We start from the raw sequence: 18,524 nt of genomic DNA, 5'->3' as shown, positions 1-18,524 counted from the left end.
ATGATTAGAATAAGAACCCTGCGCATCCTCTGGACATTTTACAACAGTTTTATCGTGAGTACGGTGGTGCTCAGTGCAATTTGTGTTTACATGTTTACAGAATTAGGGCCGGGAGCATTAACGCTGATCACCTGGTTCAAAATCTTTACTTCAGGCATCATTATTTATTACATCAACAACTATAAGAACAAGGAATTTTATTACTACCAAAGTCTTGGCTTATCCAAAAAACAACTTTGGGGCACTACTATGACGCTAGACTTTCTAATGTATGTCCTTGCCATTGTTATAGCTTTTAAACAGGTATGATCCACAAGTTAGAAGTAGACAGTGTAGTGCTTGATTTTGGTCCAAGAAGAGTCCTGTCAGACGTATACATGAAATTTGAAACCGGAAAGGTTACCGGCTTACTGGGTAAAAACGGCAATGGCAAAACATGCCTGATGAAAATAATCTACGGTCAGCTCCAGCCCAATAGTAAGTCCATCAGATTTGATGAATCACATGTAGCTGAACTGTATAAAAGACCTGATCTATTGCTCTACCTGCCACAATTCAACTTCATCCCGGCAGGATTGAGCCTAAAAAGAATATTTTCTGATTTCAGCCTCGACTTCCAGGTGTTTGAAAAATTCTTTCCAGAATTTAATTCCAAATACACCACCACGCTTAAAACGCTTTCCGGGGGGCAAAGAAGGATAATAGAAATCTACATGGTACTCATGTCAAATTCTAAATTTGCTATGCTGGATGAACCGTTCTCCCATCAGAGCCCGCTCGTGATTGAAAAGATAACTGAACTGATCAACCAAGCTAAAAACAACAAAGGGATTTTGGTAACCGATCACATGTACCAGACAATTATCGAGATCAGTGACCACCTTTACCTATTAGCAAACGGAAAGACACATTTAACCAAATGTGTTGAAGACCTTAAATTCCTCGGATACGTATAATCCAGGCCTATCTACGCAATCCTGTTTTCTATTTCAGTACCTATTTCCTGAATACAACCATCATTCAGAACAATCTCCAGTCGGTCTGCATTAAGGTCATGTTTATAAAACGGAAGATCACCTGCTTCTATCTCATCTGCAGGAACAGCCTGCCAGCAATCACTCGGCTCGTCATAACACACCGCACCAAGTATACCACCAAAGTATATCACTTTATAATATCCTGTTTCTATCGGTAAGATGGTTAGCGTTACTTCCTTCTCGCCATAACCAATTTTAATGTTAAACGGTTCCATATCTGGATAACCGCATTATCGGGTAATTGTTTTAAACAGGCCATTAAAAGTCAAATTTCACCCTTGCACGTATTCCCCATTCAGAAACCATCGGATTATCCAGGTAAGTAAACCGCTTAACCATATCCACTCTAAGGATTTTAAAGATATTCCCTACTCCTACGCTGCCTTCCATATATGGTTCATTATTTAATGAGTTGGTAATCTGAAGCCCATCCGGATTACGCACAAATTGCATAGCAGCATCGTTTTTTGCCGGATTATTTTCATTCCTCAATCCACCGTACAGTGCTTTGAACGACATCACTTCTCTTAATTTCAATTTGTTCAGCAATGGAACCTTGTTGAAGAAGAAGCCGTTAAAATTGTGATCTAGATTGATGCTGGCATAATGGTCACTCACAAATTCCAGAAAATTCATCAGGTTATAAGTATTTAACTGATAGGCGTAGGTCTGGTTAGCACGGTGTATAGACAACAATGGGAATGGCACCTGCCCCACTATATATGCACCTTCCAGGGTCATATCCGTATAGCCAAGCTGTGATAGGTAGAGACGCTTATCTATGCTTCCCATAAAATTGTGGTACGAATATTCTCCGCCAGCCAGTCCTTTAATCCCAGCAGTATAACGCAGGTTAAATACCGGGTACTTATCCACTATAGGAGTACGGTATACTTTTCCCTGGTAAAACTTCTCATGTGGTGCGTATCTAAGCTGCAGCGTAACCTCTGAGGTATTGATTTGATTGAGCCCTCCAAACTTAGCATGCTCAGCATCGCTGAAATACAAAGATCCGGCAGGTGATTGCTTCCATTTACGGAGACCAAGGCTGTAGGAGAAATGATTTTCAAACTCGTGTACATAATCCAACCGATAAAAATCATTATACAGCCTCATGTTGTTCTCCCCCCTTTTAAAAGAAAGGAGAAAATTGTCTTCCTGCACAAATTGCAGTTCCTGCCCCGGTATCTTGGTGTCGCGCTGAACACTGGCCCTCAGGTAATTTTGAGGAAATGCATAGATCGATTTGTTATTTAAAGAATAAGTACCGCTCAGAAAATACTTCCATTTCTGATCAGTAAATCCATAAGCACCATACGTTTCAAAATAGTAGCGCTTACTTAGCGCAGGTGTGGTCCTCCCCCCCAGCCTAAGCCTGAATCCTTCCACCTCATTAAAACTGTAAAACGTATTTACAGGACCCATTTCAAATGGTCCAAAATCCTTATATCCTGCAAAAAAGAGTGTCACCACATCCATTGTCCTTCTAAAAGAAGGGATGCTCTGTAGTGTATCCAGATTGCCATAGATCTTTGTATCTGCAGCACTGAGTGCTTCAGGCCTGTTGTTAGCCCAATAGAGATCAGACTTCTGATCTGCATCTGCTGCTACTATCAACTGAGAAGCACCATTAAAAACAGTATCCGGCGATGGCTGATTTACCAGGTAATCATTAAATGTTACTGTGCGCTCGCCCGTAAATCCGGTCCCACCATTTTTGCTGATCCCAAAGTCCACTATCAGATTACTTTTACTGAGGTGATAACGCTTGTCAGGATTCTGGGCAAATTCTAATTTCGCCTCCAGCGCCCTTACAAAATTCAGGTTGATGTCTTTATTTACGGTAAGAAATGCATTCTGCACAGCATAATTTCCATCCATTGTGATGTAGATCTTTCCCTCAAACAATAAGTCAGTTTTAGCCCTTGGAGTAAAAGAAAGCTCTATCAGCTGTTTATTTACCAGCGTATCGGTAATAAAAAACTTGTAAAAAGCAGGAGCCCCATCAGCTATCGGGCTCAGCAACTGGTTGCTTACCACAGAGATATTGTTGTCATAAATATCCATGTCCTGGTACATCCTTTCAAAATACGTACTCAGGCCTTTATTGTCTATAAACCGCTCGTCAAAGTTCACCTGTTTGTCGGCCCTGACTATGGTTTTCATTTTTTCAGGATCCTTTCGGAAGTAGTTATCAGACAACTTCTCCTGTTGAAATACCGGCAACAAGGTCTTCCCACCAATTTTGGCAGAATCTTGATTTTGAAACAGGAACTGATAGTTTTTAAAGACCTTTCTATTCTTAAATTTATCAGATACGTTACTCAAAGAAAACTGCATGTGCTCGTATTTGCTGTACGATACATAATCATAGTTTTCCATCCTGTTGCGGCCTTTATTGGCAATTACCTTGCGGATCAGTTCAACGGCAGGATTCTCTTTATTTGTATACTTAGGTTTTTTTCCAGCCCTGATCACTACCTCATCCATCTGGGTAGATTCACTCTCCAGTTGAATGTTAATGGTCTGCGATCCTCCCGCTTTCACCGTTCTTGCCTGCGTTTTATACCCTATATAACTAAATTTGATTTCTGCGGAACTGCCTTCCAGAACGATCTTATACTTACCGTCCAGATCTGTGCGGCCGCCTTTGGTACTTCCCGAAATTAAAAAAGATACATAAGGAAGTGTTTCTTTGGTCTTTGCATCAGTAACAGTTCCGCTCAGTACCGTTTGCTGTGCAAAGGAGGAAAAACTAAACATTGCCACGGCTAAAAAGCCCAACATAAATTTATACATGCCACAAAACTAATACTCAACTTTTGAATTTTAGAGTAATAAAGTCAGAAATAAGTCTGATTTCAAATGTTATGACATGAAAATGAAAAATGGCGGATTAATTATCCCAGCCCATCAATTTCATTACTTTTTTAAACGCTTCCTGAACGGGAGCTTTCAGATGAATTTCCTGTTGTGTGACCGGATGCTTGAACATAAGCTCCGAGGCATGGAGCAACATTGTGGTCATTTCCCATTGTTCTTTAAAAAATCTGTTTTGCTTATTACAACCATGTTTGCGGTCGCCAATGATCGGATAGAATATATGTGCAAAATGCCTGCGAAGTTGATGCATTCTGCCTGTTGTAGGTGTAGCCTCTACCAAAGAATACCTGGATGTGGGGTGTTTGCCAAAAGCAATTTCCAACTCTGCTCTTTCAAGGGTGATAAAACTGGTAAATGCCTCCTGCAATGTCCCGTTTTCCCTAGCCAGGGGGTAATCAATATCTTCCTTATCAGGAGCATAACCACGCAAAACAGCCAGGTATTTCTTCTGAACCTCGCCATTCATAAATTGCTTGTGCATAGCAATCTCTATGTCCTTTTCAAAGGCAAAGAGCAGCAGTCCCCCTGTTTTCCTATCCAGCCGGTGTACCGGACTTACATGCCTTCCTATCTGGTCCCTCAGTATCTGCAAGGCAAATTCTTTGGCATCACCAGCAATGGATGAGCGGTGAACCAGCAATCCATGAGGTTTATTTACAGCGATCAAATGATCATCCTGATATACAATCTCCAGCATCTTTAAATTTTGCTGCGAAGATAAGCTTTTATTTAAAATCGACTTCCAGTACTTCTATCAGTTCGGGGCCGTTTTCAATTGGATAGCCTTCTACCCTGGTTCCTTTAAGCCTGACTTCTTCTGCCAAAAAAGAATTTAAATTTACTTTGTTGCTTTTCAGGGCATAGGTAACATTTCCTGATTTGATCAGGTGCGTGCCATACTGGAAAGTAGTCATACCCAGCTTCTCTATGGTTCCATTTATTTGAACAACGTTTTTAGATCCGGTAGGCATGGTAGTCTTGCAGCCCGAATATATGCACACTACAGTCATCAGTATCAATAGTCTTTTCATATGGTCACTTGTTGTTTCAATCAAGATGAAGATACAAAATAATTCATTAAAACAGTACGTTCGCCTAATTCCACTTTATCACCAGCATCCCTTCTGCAGCCAGCAGGATATGCTGAGAATTTATGACCCTGGCATTCTCTGACCACAGTACCTCTGGACTTGTCAAATTGTGTTTTCTAAAGGCTACTTCATGCCGCTGCTTAGATTTGTTGACCAATACCGTTATCAACTGCTCCCCGTATTTCAAAACTTTCAGCAATACCCCTGGGTGATGATGCCTGAAAACAATTGACAATCCCCTTATCCGATCTGAAAATTCAGCCTCCAGCAATTTCGCCAGTTGTGAGTAATCAGCGGTATTCCTTGCGGCCAGCCCAAATAAAGCAGGCATCCAAATCACCTCGCCATTTCCATAATCATTTCGCAAGCCTATTACCTGATCATTGTAATATGCCATCGCCTGTCCTTTATCCGGCGCGAGACTACCCGCCCATAAATGAGCTTTAAGTGTAATATCAGGATGGTTTAACTTTACATCATACAAATCACCCACCATTTTAAACTCCTTTACAAGACCACCAAAAACATCTTTTAGCGGAAATCCAGGCCCCATAATTAAATACGCATTTTCATCATAATAGGCTGTCAGTCCCTCTACCAGAAGTTTGCCTCCCCGTTCCACAAAACCCCTCAGCTGCTGCCAATACATAGAAGGAATACTTATCTGGTGCGAAAGTATGATCACTTCGTCGCTAAAATCTGCCTTGTCAAAATCAAATTCACTTATTTCCTTGAAATTGGCATTGATTCCCATTTCGCTTAGCACTTCAAAATATGCCAGGGCCGATTTCATGACACCACCCACCTGCCTGCCTTCAAAAGACGCGCCTGCTATTTGCAGGGCCTTTTCGATCCACATAGACTCCCTAATATACAACACATTAAAACCCGAATCCAATACCGTGCTGTTGTCGAAGAACTCCTTATGTTCGGCTATCACCTTGCAGACCTTCGATGCGGCCAGCATTCTGTCAGATGGTTGGTCTTGAAAATCCAGCAGTGCCCATTCACCGGCCTCAAAGCCAGACCTCCGGGGATTTAAGCACCAAAAAATAGCGCCCCTGCTTCCCGAAGCAATGTTTATCCATAGCCATTGCGCTATCTCCTCCTTTGTGGGACACAAAGGGGTCTTTCCGCTGTAAGTATTATTTCCGCCCTGCAGCTCCGTCATCGACCATGGAATGTTTCCCGCCCCCGAGCGCAATATCTCTGCATTGGCGGACATGGCAAGCGCATATTGCGATCTGGTAAAATAGCCAAAATGCCAGCTCGCATGTGCAGAGCCGCCCAGACTGGATAGAAATGACCGCCACTCAGGGAAGTTATATTCCGCTGCCTGCTTAAAGATATCGTGGTTATTTACATGAATGGGGTGCGTAGCATCATAAAGCCTGATCTGCTGTGTCAGCCAGTTTAGAAACCAGGTATTATGATCCAGTAGAAAGCGCTGTTCTGCAAGTTCAAATGTGGTAAATCCGTTACTGTTATAGTCCGGCTTGGTCCGGTTCAGTTTCCATTCTGCCAGTTTCTCTTCTGTAAACGGATCTGCCGGCAACTCACCAGAGCCCGGTTCATTGATGGGCACCCAGCCATACAAAGAAGTAAAGCGGACAAAATGAGGCACTATGTGCCTAATATAACTGGCTATTGCTTCAAAGTTGTCTTTGCTTTTCGGGAATTTAAACCCTCCAACATCAGAGAATTCCGTTTCCGGAAACAGATTTGCGTAGATCTTTATCCCGTATTGCTCCCCGGCTTCAAAAGCATGATCGAATAGTGTAAAGTCCCAGCTGCCGTCTTTCTTGTGCATATAGCTTTCAAACATCCTAATCCTTGTCAGGGTCATTCCGCTGTCCTGCATCGTTCTGAACCAGCCTGCTATTTCTTCTTTAGTCTGCCCCGGCTCTATAAAAATCTCTGCGCCAATCATTATTGGTGCAGTACTTATATTTAATTCCATGATAAAGTGTTCTTATTAAATAAGTACCATTACCATAAAAAAGTTTTAAATAAACGCTAGCTCGCCAGCGGAACCTGGGATTTGGAGACAACCATTACAATGAGGGAACGCTGTCTATCATCTTTAAAGTTGATTACGAAGTTTTTATTGCTATTATTCTTTATCAGTGTAGTCAGTTTTGGAAACATCACCGCCAGGTTTTCTACCTGTTCCATGTCATCCCTGTCTATCACCAGGAATTGTGAATTTAAATTGTTCATTTGATCTGATATTTGGTTTACCTAAGCCTATTTATGCTTAGACGCAATGAATGGTCAAATTGCTACACAACGTTGAAAATTTAATTTCACACCTTCCCGGCCTACATATAAGCTTTTGGCCATTCGCTTCCGGTCTTCAGACACAAAAGAAATATACAGCTCCGCAGGCAGTCGTGACATATCTGCCGGAATGGGCAAAAGGGATCATTGAGTTCATTTTAGGATACATATTTGGTTGATTATGTATCGCGGTTTAAATCCTCCAATTACGCTGCAACAGTATTTTTTATCCAAAAATGCTGAGCAAGATAAGCCAGGTACAGAAACCAATCGGTACCAGTGTTGCCGAGCTTATTAGAAAAGATCTGGCAGGTTCCTTCCTTCCCATTATTAAACACACGATTCCTGCTACCACATTCAGTCCAACCTGTAATGCTATGCATACCCCCATACCAATGGCAATATTAAATCCCCTGTCAGCCACAGCGGAATTTATGTTTATAAGTATGGCATATGCCACAAACACCAGCAGGTTTATACCTAAAATCTTTTTTAACATCAGTTAATTCTCATAAGGATGTGATCTTTTCATACTATAACACTTTAAAACATAAAAAGTTAAATATGAGGGGTAACAAAATCTGGTCCTGGTTGATATACCTGTAAACAACCATAAATTAACATTTAAAAACCAAGATCATGAAATCAATACTGACAGCTTTAATCCTTTCAATGACAAGTGCAGTAGCTATCGCCCAATCACCAGTTCAAAATCAAAAACAAGAACCTGTAAAAGTTCAAAACCAACCCGTGGCACCAACACTAGCCATATCGTCAGTAGGTGCACTTGCCGGAGCAGGTGGTGGTGCAGCAGCTGCTTCCTATGCCGCTACAGGTAGGGTTTCCACCCCTACTTCTAGCCCAGCAGACAGCACTAAAAATGCGGCACAAAGAAGAAGAGTGGAAGTTTTGAAGAGCAATAAGACAGGCGATCCAAATGCCATTACACTAAATCCGCTTTATGAATCACAAGGCCTCAGTGGGCAAAACACGGCAGCAAGGTCTATTAATGAATCAGGCGTATCTGTCAAATCAGATAGCAAACCAAAAAAGAAGTAGTCAACAAACATAGTTTTAAGGTTAGCAGTCCGGGGATTAATACCTCCGGGCTGTTTTTCGTGATATGAGTCAAGGCCATTATATCGATTGAAACGACATTAATAGATTTGTTCGTATCCATAGGATACTGAACTATTATACTGTTGCGACTATATACGCCTTTAATTCGTGCAGCTTCCCATCCCTAAGCCGCCAGACATCACAATAATCATATTCGGTTGATACTCCATGCGCATCTTTTAGGCTGATCATTCCAACGGCGACGACAAAGTTATCTTCTGAAATCAGCTTACTGACCTCGAATTTTGGCGGTTCAATGTAAGTCTCCTGCATATACCTGCGGACGGCTTCTTTTCCTTTAAGCACCTGCTGCCCAATGAAATTCCATTCAGTATCCTCGGTACAGTAGGAAAGAAAGCCCTCATAGTCACCAGCAGTGACTGCGGCGTTCGCTTGTTCTAAGATTTGCTTATTGAGTTTGGTCATAGGATTTGCTTTATATGACAAAAATTACAAAATTTCCAGCATCTGTTGATCTAATCTTTTAAAAATTGAACTGGTAAATTAGCTAAGTCGTTTGCTATTCACGAATGTCATTACAAGCCTCGTTTATTACTTTCAATCGCTATGAACTCCGGCAAATAATCTGGCGTACATCCTTTTGACACCATTTCATCTTTGTAAAGACCTGTTTTCTCGCCTATCGACACGCAACGTTCCCGGAATTTTTTATCAAAAACGCCTATCCAGCCCGCGGTAAAATTCATGGCCCACTGCACTTCCGATGCCTCCCTGGCAATGTTAGCTTCAACTGCAGAAAGCAGGTATGCAGTGTTTTCGGGAGGAACCTGCCCAACCCATCTCAACCGTGCCTGATAATACCAAAAGACCCGCCTTTGAAGAGGTGAAGGGCTGTTCTCCCAGGACGCAATCAATGCAATCGTTTTCTTGTCTTTGGCAAGTTGATTAGCCATGAGCCAGTCTATTAATTGATTTCGTTCGTTAAGCGGGTGAACCTGAATATCCTTATCCAGTTTATCGATCACCTCTTGCGTAAGCATTTTATTATTCATAATTAAGATAGCCAGTTGCCTGGGAAGGAAATTGCCACTGGTCCAAAGCTCAATAGCCAGGGCATGATCCATCTTGATTTCCTTTGCCATTTTGCGCAGGTCGCCAAGTTTAGTCTTACTATTGATTTGTCCCAGGAGTTCTTCTGCTTTTGGTGAACTTTGCATATCAATCTTTCTGTTTTTATGATCCGGTATAAGTTACGAAATCAGAAACAAAGTTGAGAAAAAATTGGCACCTGGCAGGGTACAGACTTACTCACCTAGGTAGCTTTTTGCACCTCTGGTCATTAAAACCCAGCTCAAACGCAATATCTTTCACCAGCAATCTAGTTCCCATCAATAGCAAATAGAATTTTAACAAAACTATACAGAAATACATAGACAACTAACAATATATCCCGAAAATATAACAATGACTACGCAATTGAGGTGCTCCCCTGGTTTTTACTTCAAAGAAGCCATATCGATTACGAAGCGGTAGCGCACATCACTTTTCAGCATCCGCTCGTAAGCTTCATTGATATCTTGTATGTTTACCACTTCAATCTCCGAAACAATATTGTGCTTGCCACAAAAATCGAGCATTTCCTGTGTTTCAGCTATACCGCCAATAAGCGAGCCGGCTACAGATTTTCTGCCCATGATCAAAGGTACAGAGTTTAGCATAGGATCAAGCGGCCCAAGGTAGCCTACCAGCACCAATGTTCCGTTGGTACTCAGCGAAGGGATGTAATGGTTCACATCGTGTACATAGGGAACCGTGTCAATGATCAGGTCAAATTTACCAGTCACGCCGGCCATTTGTGCGTCATCTGTAGAAATCACTACTTCATCTGCCCCCAGCTCGAGCGCATCCTGCTCTTTACCTGGTGATCTGGAAAATAGGGTTACTTTTGCACCCAGCGCCTTGGCCAGTTTGATGGCCATATGGCCCAGTCCGCCTAAACCCACTACCGCTACAGTGCTGTGCTCGCCTACATTCCAGTGTCTCAATGGCGACCAGGTGGTAATACCGGCACATAGTAGCGGTGCTGTAGCTGCCGGGTCCAGGTTTTCTGGTACCCTCAATACAAAATGCTCGTCTACTACTATTTTTTCTGAGTACCCGCCAAATGTGCGGCCGCCCAGGTGCTTGTCTTTTCCATTATACGTACCAACAAAGCCATTTTGGCAATATTGCTCCAGATCCTGCGCGCAACTTGGGCAAGTCTGACAAGAATCTACCATGCAGCCTACAGCTGCAAGGTCACCAACTTTAAATTTCGTTACATCGCTTCCAACTTTGGTAACCCTGCCCACAATCTCGTGGCCCGGTGCAGAAGGATAAACCGTTCCGCCCCAGTCGTTTCTGGCAGTATGCAGATCTGAATGGCATACTCCACAAAATAAAATAGCTATTTCTATGTCTTTGGCAGTTGCTTCCCTGCGGTTAATGTTTATCAGTTTTAATTCAGCTACAGGCGATTCAGCTCCATATGCTTTTACTTCAAATTTCTCCATGCTTTTTTATGAATTCGATTTTAATATACAAATAGAACGTAAAAGTCCTGATTAAATATATCAAATTCCCTGCTAATTTATTTGATAATACTGAGCCTACCTCTCTCGTCTTTTAATGAATAAATAACCGCTCGTTCGGCCTTGCTGTTTGGTGCATGGTAGGATATTTTCAAATTCCCGTCGAAATCTTTAAAGATCATCGCATGTCCACCATCATCGTCATTAAGTGGCAATTCGTCCTGTGTCCATGGTCCCAAATGGTTTCCACTGGCTGATCTGGCCACACCGATTGCATATTTTCCGTTTTTTGAAAAGCTCGACCATAGCATTAGCATTTCACCATTTTTAGCCTTATATATAAAGGGTGCGTCGGTTATATAACCGTTCTCTTTATTTATCGGTCCTACCCATGGTCCTTCACTGGCCGTAAAAAGTACTTTGGGCTCGCCAACGGTCTTTTTAAGATCATCTGATAACTGTTGCGCTACTATTTTTCCGTCTCCTACCTGCAGCCATTCATGGCAATACAGCATCCATGGCTTATTCTTCTTGTCGATATATAAAGTACCATCCAATGCCATCCAGTCTGCCGGAGTAGTTGATTGATTTACCAGCGGCTTATAGGGGCCTGTAGGTTTATCCGCCACTAATATTGAAGTCCCTCTCTTGCCATCGGTGCCGCTAAATGTAGCCCAGATATAGTACTTGCCTTTGTATTCAATCAGATCTGGTGCCCAAAAATCCTTTTTACCCCAAAAATCTGCATCTGCCCTGAAGCAGTTGCCTTCATCTTTCCAGTTTTTCAAGTCCTTGCTGCTGTATAGTCTGAACGAAGGGTTATTATTAACCGCCACATAATAGGTTTTGGTCTTCTTGTCTGCCAGGATAAAAGGGTCACGTATTCGGAGTGTAGCGTAGTCGACCGCACTTTGGGCGTTTGCCACTACATTTGCCATTAACAACCATGCAAGGGCACTTAAAAAAAGATAAGCTTTCATTATCCCGTAAAGTTATCGGTTTAAATTTAATTTTTTCAATACTTTTGTGTCACAAACAAGAACAATATGCGCAACGTCCTCCTGTTACTTACCATCCTTACCCTATCATTTACTACATGCAAGAAAAAGGAAGTTCCTGAAGAACTGTTTGAGGTCAGCGCTAAAACCAGTCCGGTGGTTAACAACTCGCAACTTACTACAATAAGAATAAAGGGGGAAAAAGACTTGCCAAAACTGCATGAGACTTATGAACTGACATCTGCCAGCAGCAAGCCATTTCTTGTAGCCTACGAATTTAAATCCCAAACCGAGTTTGAAATGAACGTAACTACAGATGCCAATACCCTGGTGTTCGTTCTTTCCTTTAAAAACAGTAGCGGTAAAGAGGTTAACGTTCCCATCACTAAAACAAGCGACTGGGTAACACAGGATCATCGATAGTATATTCCTTTTGCTTTTTAGGGTCTTTATTTTCTTCCATGACGACATTAATAGTCCAGGCTAAAATACAGGCTTATTTACAAATAAAGAAATAAAATAATACATTTTAATTAATATTGTATTTCAATAAGAAACAAAACATTGACTGTATTATCAAATGGTTAGAGAGAAAATCAAAATATTGGTCTGTAAAAAGGCTAAATAATACCTACAAAAGGTCATTTGCCAAGTTGGCCAGTTCGCTTCTTTCCCCTTTATCTAAGGTAATGTGCGCATAGAGCGAATGGTTTTTGGCATTTTCTATCAGGTAAGACAAACCATTACTCTCGGCATCCAGATACGGAGTGTCGATCTGGTAAATATCCCCTGTAAACACAATTTTGGTATCTTCTCCTGCCCGCGAAATGATGGTCTTGATTTCATGAGGGGTCAGGTTTTGCGCCTCATCTACTATAAAAAATATCTTCGACAGCGTCCTGCCCCTTATATAAGCAAGCGGGGTGATCACGATTTTTCCTGTACTCACGAACTCATCTATTTTACCCTGCATTTTGAGATCATGGCTGTACTGTTCCTTGATAAATCTTAAATTGTCCCAAATGGGTGCCATATAAGGGTCTATCTTGGACTTGGCATCACCTGGCAAAAACCCGATATCTTTGTTGCTAAGCGGTATAATTGGACGGGTCACGTAGATCTGTCTATAATCTTTGCGCTGTTCCAATGCGCCTGCAATGGCCAAAAGTGTCTTTCCGGTACCGGCCTTTCCCTGAATGGTAACCAGTTTGATCTCCGGATTTAGCAAGGCATGAATGGCAAAAGCCTGCTCATGGTTTTTTGGGGAAATATTGAATATTTTCTTTGTGCCAACCACATGAAGCTGCCTGGAGGAGGCATCATACCAGGTATTGAGCGTTTTCCTGTTGCTTTTGAGAATACAGAAGTGATTTGCTTCTTTGTCGGGTATTTCTAATAGTTCTGCACCAACTGATCCTTCTTTTTTAAGCTCCAGAAATAATGATTCCGGTACTTTAGTAAGCGTAGTTTTTCCAGTGTACAGTTCATCTACATTCTTGATTTTTCCTGTTTCATAATCTTCTGCGTGTAGTTCCAGTGACTTGGCTTTTAGCCGGAGGCAGATATCTTTGGATACCAACACTACCTTTTTAGCAGGAAATTCCTGCTTTAAACTCAGTGCGGTATTTAGGATTCGGTGGTCAAACTTAGCTCCGCCAAAGATGGCCTCAGCATCAGCATGGTCCGGCTTCTTGTCCATTACTACTTTAAAGCGACCGCTCTTGTTGCCGTTCAGTGAAATCCATTGGTTCATGAGCTTGCTGCCGGATGCATTGTCTATTAAACGGATAAAGTTGCGTGCTTCTGCATTGCGTGTTTCATTCCCGTTCTTCATGTTATCCAGCTCTTCCAGTACTACGATGGGAATGGCGACATCATGTTCCTGGAAATTATTTAGCGCATTGTGGTCATATAAAATAACGGAGGTATCCAGAACGAAGATCTTTTGCTGCAAAGAAGAGGTTTTAACGGCTTTACTCATGATAGCTAAAAATAAGGATTTTTAGTTTATACATCACGTAATCCTGAATTTATTTCAGGATCCCGGCCATGGCATTTACTAATGTTGAAGCGGAGATCCTGAAATAAAAAAAACGTTTATAACTTGACTAGAACATTAGGTAAATTCTGAAGTTGAGGTTAGTAAATTGACCTTGGGTGTTGATGTTGAAATTAGTGCTGGACTGGACTGTGTTATTATTGGGGCCCTGATTTGTCGATTTCACCTCAGAATATCCAAAATTTGCATTTATCAGTGAGGTCTCCAGTGCAAATGTTTTAGAAAAAAACCAGGTCAAGCCACCCTGCGCACCCAAAAAATAATCATTAGTTCTATAGTCATGTTGATTATCATTTGATGTCGAAGTATAGTCGTAAGTGCCATAACCAACATTTCCGCCAGCAAAAGCGTATAATTTCTTTATTAGCGGATAATAATGCTGGTAGTCAAGGGCTACGCTTACACGTTCACCCTCTGCGTTATTTTCATAGCCACTATTCTGGACTTCTGTTTTACCGTAGAGCACATTAAAACCTAATTTGCTATTGTCTGCAATAAAGTGTCCGTATCCAAGCTGGAAGGTTGCGATTTTGTTTTTTGATTCGTGACCTGAGCCAGTGGTGTTTTGCTCACTTTTCGTAGTGCTAAAATTTACACCAAATCCTAAAGCATTGGTACCTTTTGTCTGGGCGTATCCACATACGGATAGCACTACTGCCATAGCAGTTAATAATTGTCGTTTCATTTTATATTTGTTTTGTGTGTTTGATAAATATGAATCTAAAAATTATCATTTCAAAATAAATACTATCATGAATTGTAACATAAATAACACACATTAAAAAATAAATACACGAAAATATACTCTACAGAAAAAGTAGGATTTAATAAGAAAAGGGATGTGAGCTGGATAAACTGGTAAAAAAAGAAAACGGAGGCTGTCTTCTTTCGATTATTGCGCTCCGTTTTCACTTTTTTACCGCCTTAGCAGTGAGAAAAGTTATCAATTCGTCTGTTCCTGACATTTCGTAGTTGTCTTAGTTCCTAAAAACTTTGAAACCCGTCTAAATTCCTGCTTAATGGCGTCTTCCTTAGAATAAACCATATGAGGTAATGTCTGTCCTGATGCAGCTGTTATACCTTCGCTCTAAAGCTAGGGTAACCTTAAGTACCGCGTTCTCTGTCTCCTTTGAACTCCGGCCTCTCCCGCTGATCTTCGAAATTTCCAGAACCTTGCTGCCCGTAGGCTAAGTGTTCTTTTTGGATTTTCTTCAGACTGTCAAAGTACTCCGTAATTGATAGATCTAATATAGCCAGAAATACCCTTAAAATGCAAATAAAATATAAAATACTTATAAACAAGTTCTTAACAAGTTATCCACCTGTTTTTAACAAGTTTTACACAAAGCAGACGAGTTTATTTTCTAATACCTGTAGCGATTTGTTAAGTTTGAGCGTTTAACAATTAAATATATAAATTAAGCCCAATTCATGATGAAACTCTCTACTCAAAAGCCTTCATTCAACAAGTTGACCACAGGCATTGTTACTTTGATAATGCTCCTGAGCACAACACTATTTATTTCCTGCAAAAAAGAGCCGATTGAAGAAGTTGATATTTCATTCCTTAGTATTACCAACACCTCTCCTACCTTAGGTACTTTCAACTTGTACCTGAATCAAAACCGGGTCAACAATGGGGCCTTGCCTTTTGGAGGTACCATCAATTACTTCCAGGTAAAATCAGGTACTTACACTGCTAAACTTACTACCGAAAGTAATACGGAAAGCCTGCTTACCAAAGATTTTGCTTTTGAAAAAGACAAAATCTATTCGATGTTTGCCATCGGTAAAGGTGCCGGACTCGAATACCTGGTAATCAACGATGACATCAGGACACTTTCTGTAGAAAAGGCATACATACGCTTTATAAACCTGTCTCCTGACGCACCTGCCCTGAGCCTGGTAGCTAAAGACAGTGCTGCCGTAGTATCTGATAAAACTTACAAATCGGCCAGTGCATTTGTAGAGATTAATCCTAAAGTATATACCCTGCAGATCAGGGACAAAGTAACAGGAGCTACCATTAATAAGGACCTGCCTAATGTAGACATTAAAAAAGGAAAGTTTTATACCGTAATTTCTAAAGGTTTGCTTACCCCTCTGGAAATAGAGCAGCCTTTTGGCGGACTAGTGATCAGCAATTAATTAATACCCTATATCTCCCTATAAAAATGTTCCCGGCAGGAACCGTACGCATGCGGTAACTGTCGGGACATAAAACATTGTTTATTGGACTGTGGTTAACTCTTCCTGCGTAAATGCACTTTTACGCCCCTTATATTTCTCGCGAATGTTGGCTATATCTTTTACCGCTATTTTAGCAGCATCGTTTTGCCATGAGCTTCTGATAAAACTTAACACCTCGGCAATGTCTTCGTCAGTGATTTCTTCACTATGCCCTATGCCCGGCATATCTCCTGAGATCTCCGGAGCCTGATACACATGGCCATTTACATTTATAGGCCCGGTAAGTCCATATAACACAATAGAAATAAGTTTATTCTTATTACCGGTTACCCATGCGGATTTATTGAGCGGTGGTGCCAGTGACTGTATCCCATTTCCGTCGACTGCATGGCAAGTCTGGCAGCTGGATTTGAACAGCATTGCACCTTTAGGATACTGTTTGGCCAGCAATTGCGGGTCGCGGTTCTTCTGGGCACTCTTAAACCTGGAGATCACATTGCTCAGTTGCTTGCGTATTGCCAGATTAGAATCGGGAACAAGCTTCGCAATTGTATTTTCAAATGCTTGCTCACGGTAAGCCTGATTGCTGATCACCGCATCCGCTACAAACTTATTGTCCGGATATTTTTTTGTCAGGGAGATCAAAATATCATTTGCCGCTACTTCATCAAATGGCTTCAGGTAATAAGCAAGGTAGCCAAGATATGGTGCCGAAAGCTCATCATTCTGCCTGAGTAGCTCCTGCAGCGCAGTTGCATAATAACCATAGGAAGAACTGTTGATCACTGATGGAAGCACTGTTAATGCCTGCATCCTTACGGGCCACTGAGTACTTTTTAACAAAGCAAGCACTTCATTGGTTTGCAACCCATTTAATCCTTCCAATACCCACATGGAATGGATTACCTGCATCGGATTTGCAGAGTTTTTTAAAGCCTGCTCCAGGTAAGGGATAACTGTTTTATCTTTTTTATCTATCAATAGCTGCTGTGCCATGTCGCGCACATACCCACTGGCATGACCCAACAAAGAAACCAATTGTCTTGAATCATCCGGAAGGACAACAGGTGTCGCTTTCTTGTTTTTAGGGACTATCTTATAAATACGGCCACAGTTGAGCGGCGCAGACAAATCTCTGCGCTTGAATTGTTCAGACAAGTAGGGCGTTACATAGGTTTTATGCTGGATAATGCCCCGGTACATATCCAATACATATAATGCACCATCTGGACCATTGTATAAGTTAACAGGCCGGAAACGCTCGTCGAGACTGGCCAAAAATTCTTTGCCTTTGTATGCCTGGGTTCCTTTTACTACAAAGCCACTTTGTGTAAGCACATTGCGCTTGATAAGGTTGGCTGAAGGTTCGGCTACGAAAGCATTAAACTGGTAAGCGTCTCCAAAAAGATCACCTCTGTAAATAACAGGTCCGCAGGCAGCAGTAAAATTGGTAAGCCGCAGACTATCGTCCAGCGTACCTTTGCTATATCCCCTGTTTACACCTGGAGTAGGCCTGATCGGGTACACCCGGTTATCAGCTACCGTCCGTTCTGTATAGCCGTTTACATCATGCTGATTTTTATTGCTCGAGCCAAATCCCGGAGAAAAATAATCGCCAACTAAATTCGTAGAGTTGCCATTGTAATAAAGACGGCCGTGATCGTCCTGGGTAATGCCCCACTGTCCACGGAAATGGGTATCCTGAATGATCCATTCTCGGTTAATTTTTCTATAACGCTTGCTGGATTTAGCATTGTAGATCCAGTTGTCCATTGCCCTTAGTAAACCATTTGGCTGGTGCTCTACGTTGCCGTCAACGGCATACTTCGCATCGACCAGTACTTTGTTTACCGGCTTTCCGTCTTTAATGTCGTAATACCATAGTCTTGGTGGTTCAGCCACCAAAATTCCACTGTCTATCAAGCAGATTGCCCTTGGCAATACCAATTGATCAAGAAATACTGTTCTTTCATCAAAGACCCCATCCTTATTTTTATCGGCAAGGATCACGATCTTCCCACTCGGGAGATCTTCTCCTGTTCCTAAACTATCCGGCATATAGCCGCTCATTTCTACTACCCACATCCGTCCTTTCTGATCAAAGGACATGGCCACAGGAGTACTTACCAGGGGTTCTGAAGCAATCAGTTGCACTTCAAAGCCTTCTTCTACTTTCATCTTTGAAATGGATTCGGATGCCGCTATCACCGGCGATGAATCCAGGCTGACAGGTGCCGGTTTAAATTCAGCTGATTTTGAAAGTGGCTTATAAGTTTGGCATTGATAAAGTGTAAAAATAATGAGAATTAAAAAAGTATAGACATACGGTTTCATAA

Annotated in this window: 19 protein-coding genes; 5 read left to right on the top strand and 14 right to left on the bottom strand. The window is 41.6% G+C overall.

Annotation, left to right across the window (positions count from 1 at the left end; genetic code table 11):
- Window positions 1-309, top strand: a complete 309-nt coding sequence (locus tag EZ437_RS20180) for a hypothetical protein (RefSeq protein ID WP_131597941.1) — start codon at window positions 1-3, stop codon at window positions 307-309.
- The gene (locus EZ437_RS20175; protein WP_131597940.1) at window positions 306-956 is read left to right on the top strand and encodes an ATP-binding cassette domain-containing protein; all 651 of its coding nucleotides are present in this window, start codon (window positions 306-308) and stop codon (window positions 954-956) included. The genes EZ437_RS20180 and EZ437_RS20175 overlap by 4 nt, the downstream gene beginning before the upstream one ends.
- An 11-nt stretch (window positions 957-967) precedes the next feature.
- Here EZ437_RS20175 and EZ437_RS20170 read toward each other — a convergent pair whose 3' ends face one another.
- The 7 genes from EZ437_RS20170 to EZ437_RS20140 form a co-directional block, all read right to left on the bottom strand.
- Entirely contained in the window at window positions 968-1,252 is a 285-nt protein-coding gene (locus EZ437_RS20170) for a hypothetical protein (protein WP_131597939.1), read from the bottom strand.
- Between the two features lie 43 nt (window positions 1,253-1,295).
- A complete protein-coding gene (locus EZ437_RS20165) occupies window positions 1,296-3,836 on the bottom strand; it encodes a DUF5686 and carboxypeptidase-like regulatory domain-containing protein (protein WP_131597938.1) in 2,541 nt (846 codons plus the stop codon).
- A gap of 97 nt (window positions 3,837-3,933) precedes the next feature.
- Complete coding sequence (locus EZ437_RS20160) at window positions 3,934-4,617, bottom strand: pseudouridine synthase (protein ID WP_131597937.1); 684 nt, start codon at window positions 4,615-4,617, stop codon at window positions 3,934-3,936.
- A gap of 28 nt (window positions 4,618-4,645) precedes the next feature.
- Window positions 4,646-4,951: a hypothetical protein gene (locus EZ437_RS20155; protein WP_131597936.1), complete on the bottom strand. Its 306-nt coding sequence runs from the start codon at window positions 4,949-4,951 to the stop codon at window positions 4,646-4,648.
- A 64-nt stretch (window positions 4,952-5,015) separates the two neighbouring features.
- Window positions 5,016-6,971 (bottom strand): beta-galactosidase trimerization domain-containing protein, encoded by a 1,956-nt coding sequence (locus tag EZ437_RS20150; protein WP_131597935.1) that lies wholly within the window; start codon window positions 6,969-6,971, stop codon window positions 5,016-5,018.
- Between the two features lie 56 nt (window positions 6,972-7,027).
- Window positions 7,028-7,231 carry a hypothetical protein gene (locus tag EZ437_RS20145; RefSeq protein WP_131597934.1) on the bottom strand — a complete coding sequence of 68 codons (204 nt, stop codon included), beginning with the start codon at window positions 7,229-7,231 and terminating at the stop codon, window positions 7,028-7,030.
- 286 nt (window positions 7,232-7,517) lie between these two features.
- On the bottom strand, window positions 7,518-7,790 hold the full coding sequence (locus EZ437_RS20140) for a hypothetical protein (RefSeq protein ID WP_131597933.1): 273 nt from the start codon (window positions 7,788-7,790) through the stop codon (window positions 7,518-7,520).
- Window positions 7,791-7,930: 140 nt separating this feature from the next.
- Between EZ437_RS20140 and EZ437_RS20135 the strand changes: the two genes are divergently transcribed.
- Complete coding sequence (locus EZ437_RS20135) at window positions 7,931-8,350, top strand: hypothetical protein (protein ID WP_131597932.1); 420 nt, start codon at window positions 7,931-7,933, stop codon at window positions 8,348-8,350.
- Window positions 8,351-8,485: 135 nt separating this feature from the next.
- On the opposite strand, the gene EZ437_RS20130 is transcribed toward EZ437_RS20135, so the two are convergent.
- From EZ437_RS20130 to EZ437_RS20115, 4 genes are all read right to left on the bottom strand, one after another.
- Window positions 8,486-8,857 carry a nuclear transport factor 2 family protein gene (locus EZ437_RS20130; RefSeq protein ID WP_225869639.1) on the bottom strand — a complete coding sequence of 124 codons (372 nt, stop codon included), beginning with the start codon at window positions 8,855-8,857 and terminating at the stop codon, window positions 8,486-8,488.
- An 89-nt stretch (window positions 8,858-8,946) separates the two neighbouring features.
- On the bottom strand, window positions 8,947-9,588 hold the full coding sequence (locus EZ437_RS20125; protein ID WP_131597931.1) for a DNA alkylation repair protein: 642 nt from the start codon (window positions 9,586-9,588) through the stop codon (window positions 8,947-8,949).
- 279 nt (window positions 9,589-9,867) lie between these two features.
- The gene (locus tag EZ437_RS20120; protein WP_131597930.1) at window positions 9,868-10,923 is read right to left on the bottom strand and encodes an NAD(P)-dependent alcohol dehydrogenase; all 1,056 of its coding nucleotides are present in this window, start codon (window positions 10,921-10,923) and stop codon (window positions 9,868-9,870) included.
- 77 nt (window positions 10,924-11,000) lie between these two features.
- The gene (locus EZ437_RS20115; RefSeq protein ID WP_131597929.1) at window positions 11,001-11,921 is read right to left on the bottom strand and encodes a glycoside hydrolase family 43 protein; all 921 of its coding nucleotides are present in this window, start codon (window positions 11,919-11,921) and stop codon (window positions 11,001-11,003) included.
- A 66-nt stretch (window positions 11,922-11,987) separates the two neighbouring features.
- Here EZ437_RS20115 and EZ437_RS20110 point away from each other — a divergent pair, with 66 nt between their 5' ends.
- Window positions 11,988-12,362 carry a hypothetical protein gene (locus tag EZ437_RS20110; RefSeq protein WP_131597927.1) on the top strand — a complete coding sequence of 125 codons (375 nt, stop codon included), beginning with the start codon at window positions 11,988-11,990 and terminating at the stop codon, window positions 12,360-12,362.
- Between the two features lie 208 nt (window positions 12,363-12,570).
- Here EZ437_RS20110 and EZ437_RS20105 read toward each other — a convergent pair whose 3' ends face one another.
- Both EZ437_RS20105 and EZ437_RS20100 read right to left on the bottom strand, forming a co-directional pair.
- Window positions 12,571-13,920 (bottom strand): PhoH family protein, encoded by a 1,350-nt coding sequence (locus EZ437_RS20105; protein ID WP_131597925.1) that lies wholly within the window; start codon window positions 13,918-13,920, stop codon window positions 12,571-12,573.
- Between the two features lie 127 nt (window positions 13,921-14,047).
- Window positions 14,048-14,683: an outer membrane beta-barrel protein gene (locus tag EZ437_RS20100; protein WP_131597923.1), complete on the bottom strand. Its 636-nt coding sequence runs from the start codon at window positions 14,681-14,683 to the stop codon at window positions 14,048-14,050.
- Between the two features lie 746 nt (window positions 14,684-15,429).
- On the opposite strand from EZ437_RS20100, the gene EZ437_RS20095 reads away from it, so the two are divergent.
- Window positions 15,430-16,146: a DUF4397 domain-containing protein gene (locus EZ437_RS20095; protein ID WP_131597921.1), complete on the top strand. Its 717-nt coding sequence runs from the start codon at window positions 15,430-15,432 to the stop codon at window positions 16,144-16,146.
- 81 nt (window positions 16,147-16,227) lie between these two features.
- Here the strand turns inward: EZ437_RS20095 and EZ437_RS20090 are convergent, their stop codons facing one another.
- Complete coding sequence (locus tag EZ437_RS20090; RefSeq protein WP_131597919.1) at window positions 16,228-18,522, bottom strand: DUF7133 domain-containing protein; 2,295 nt, start codon at window positions 18,520-18,522, stop codon at window positions 16,228-16,230.
- Window positions 18,523-18,524: the final 2 nt, after the last annotated feature.

Origin of the sequence: Pedobacter psychroterrae (assembly GCF_004331695.1) — a bacterium.
Taxonomy (GTDB): Bacteria; Bacteroidota; Bacteroidia; order Sphingobacteriales; family Sphingobacteriaceae; genus Pedobacter; species Pedobacter psychroterrae.
The sequence above is the reverse complement of the archived record's forward strand: the minus strand, read 5'-3'. Positions and strand labels throughout refer to the sequence as shown.

What these genes read in the sequence shown, in the direction of transcription:
- EZ437_RS20170 (WP_131597939.1), bottom strand. Translation starts at nt 1,252, where the DNA reads ATGGAACCGTTTAACATTAAAATTGGTTATGGCGAGAAGGAAGTAACG.
- EZ437_RS20155 (WP_131597936.1), bottom strand. Translation starts at nt 4,951, where the DNA reads ATGAAAAGACTATTGATACTGATGACTGTAGTGTGCATATATTCGGGC.
- EZ437_RS20160 (WP_131597937.1), bottom strand. Translation starts at nt 4,617, where the DNA reads ATGCTGGAGATTGTATATCAGGATGATCATTTGATCGCTGTAAATAAA.
- EZ437_RS20110 (WP_131597927.1), top strand. Translation starts at nt 11,988, where the DNA reads ATGCGCAACGTCCTCCTGTTACTTACCATCCTTACCCTATCATTTACT.
- EZ437_RS20115 (WP_131597929.1), bottom strand. Translation starts at nt 11,921, where the DNA reads ATGAAAGCTTATCTTTTTTTAAGTGCCCTTGCATGGTTGTTAATGGCA.
- EZ437_RS20125 (WP_131597931.1), bottom strand. Translation starts at nt 9,588, where the DNA reads ATGCAAAGTTCACCAAAAGCAGAAGAACTCCTGGGACAAATCAATAGT.
- EZ437_RS20165 (WP_131597938.1), bottom strand. Translation starts at nt 3,836, where the DNA reads ATGTATAAATTTATGTTGGGCTTTTTAGCCGTGGCAATGTTTAGTTTT.
- EZ437_RS20140 (WP_131597933.1), bottom strand. Translation starts at nt 7,790, where the DNA reads ATGTTAAAAAAGATTTTAGGTATAAACCTGCTGGTGTTTGTGGCATAT.
- EZ437_RS20175 (WP_131597940.1), top strand. Translation starts at nt 306, where the DNA reads ATGATCCACAAGTTAGAAGTAGACAGTGTAGTGCTTGATTTTGGTCCA.
- EZ437_RS20135 (WP_131597932.1), top strand. Translation starts at nt 7,931, where the DNA reads ATGAAATCAATACTGACAGCTTTAATCCTTTCAATGACAAGTGCAGTA.
- EZ437_RS20120 (WP_131597930.1), bottom strand. Translation starts at nt 10,923, where the DNA reads ATGGAGAAATTTGAAGTAAAAGCATATGGAGCTGAATCGCCTGTAGCT.
- EZ437_RS20100 (WP_131597923.1), bottom strand. Translation starts at nt 14,683, where the DNA reads ATGAAACGACAATTATTAACTGCTATGGCAGTAGTGCTATCCGTATGT.
- EZ437_RS20145 (WP_131597934.1), bottom strand. Translation starts at nt 7,231, where the DNA reads ATGAACAATTTAAATTCACAATTCCTGGTGATAGACAGGGATGACATG.
- EZ437_RS20150 (WP_131597935.1), bottom strand. Translation starts at nt 6,971, where the DNA reads ATGGAATTAAATATAAGTACTGCACCAATAATGATTGGCGCAGAGATT.
- EZ437_RS20105 (WP_131597925.1), bottom strand. Translation starts at nt 13,920, where the DNA reads ATGAGTAAAGCCGTTAAAACCTCTTCTTTGCAGCAAAAGATCTTCGTT.
- EZ437_RS20095 (WP_131597921.1), top strand. Translation starts at nt 15,430, where the DNA reads ATGATGAAACTCTCTACTCAAAAGCCTTCATTCAACAAGTTGACCACA.
- EZ437_RS20090 (WP_131597919.1), bottom strand. Translation starts at nt 18,522, where the DNA reads ATGAAACCGTATGTCTATACTTTTTTAATTCTCATTATTTTTACACTT.
- EZ437_RS20180 (WP_131597941.1), top strand. Translation starts at nt 1, where the DNA reads ATGATTAGAATAAGAACCCTGCGCATCCTCTGGACATTTTACAACAGT.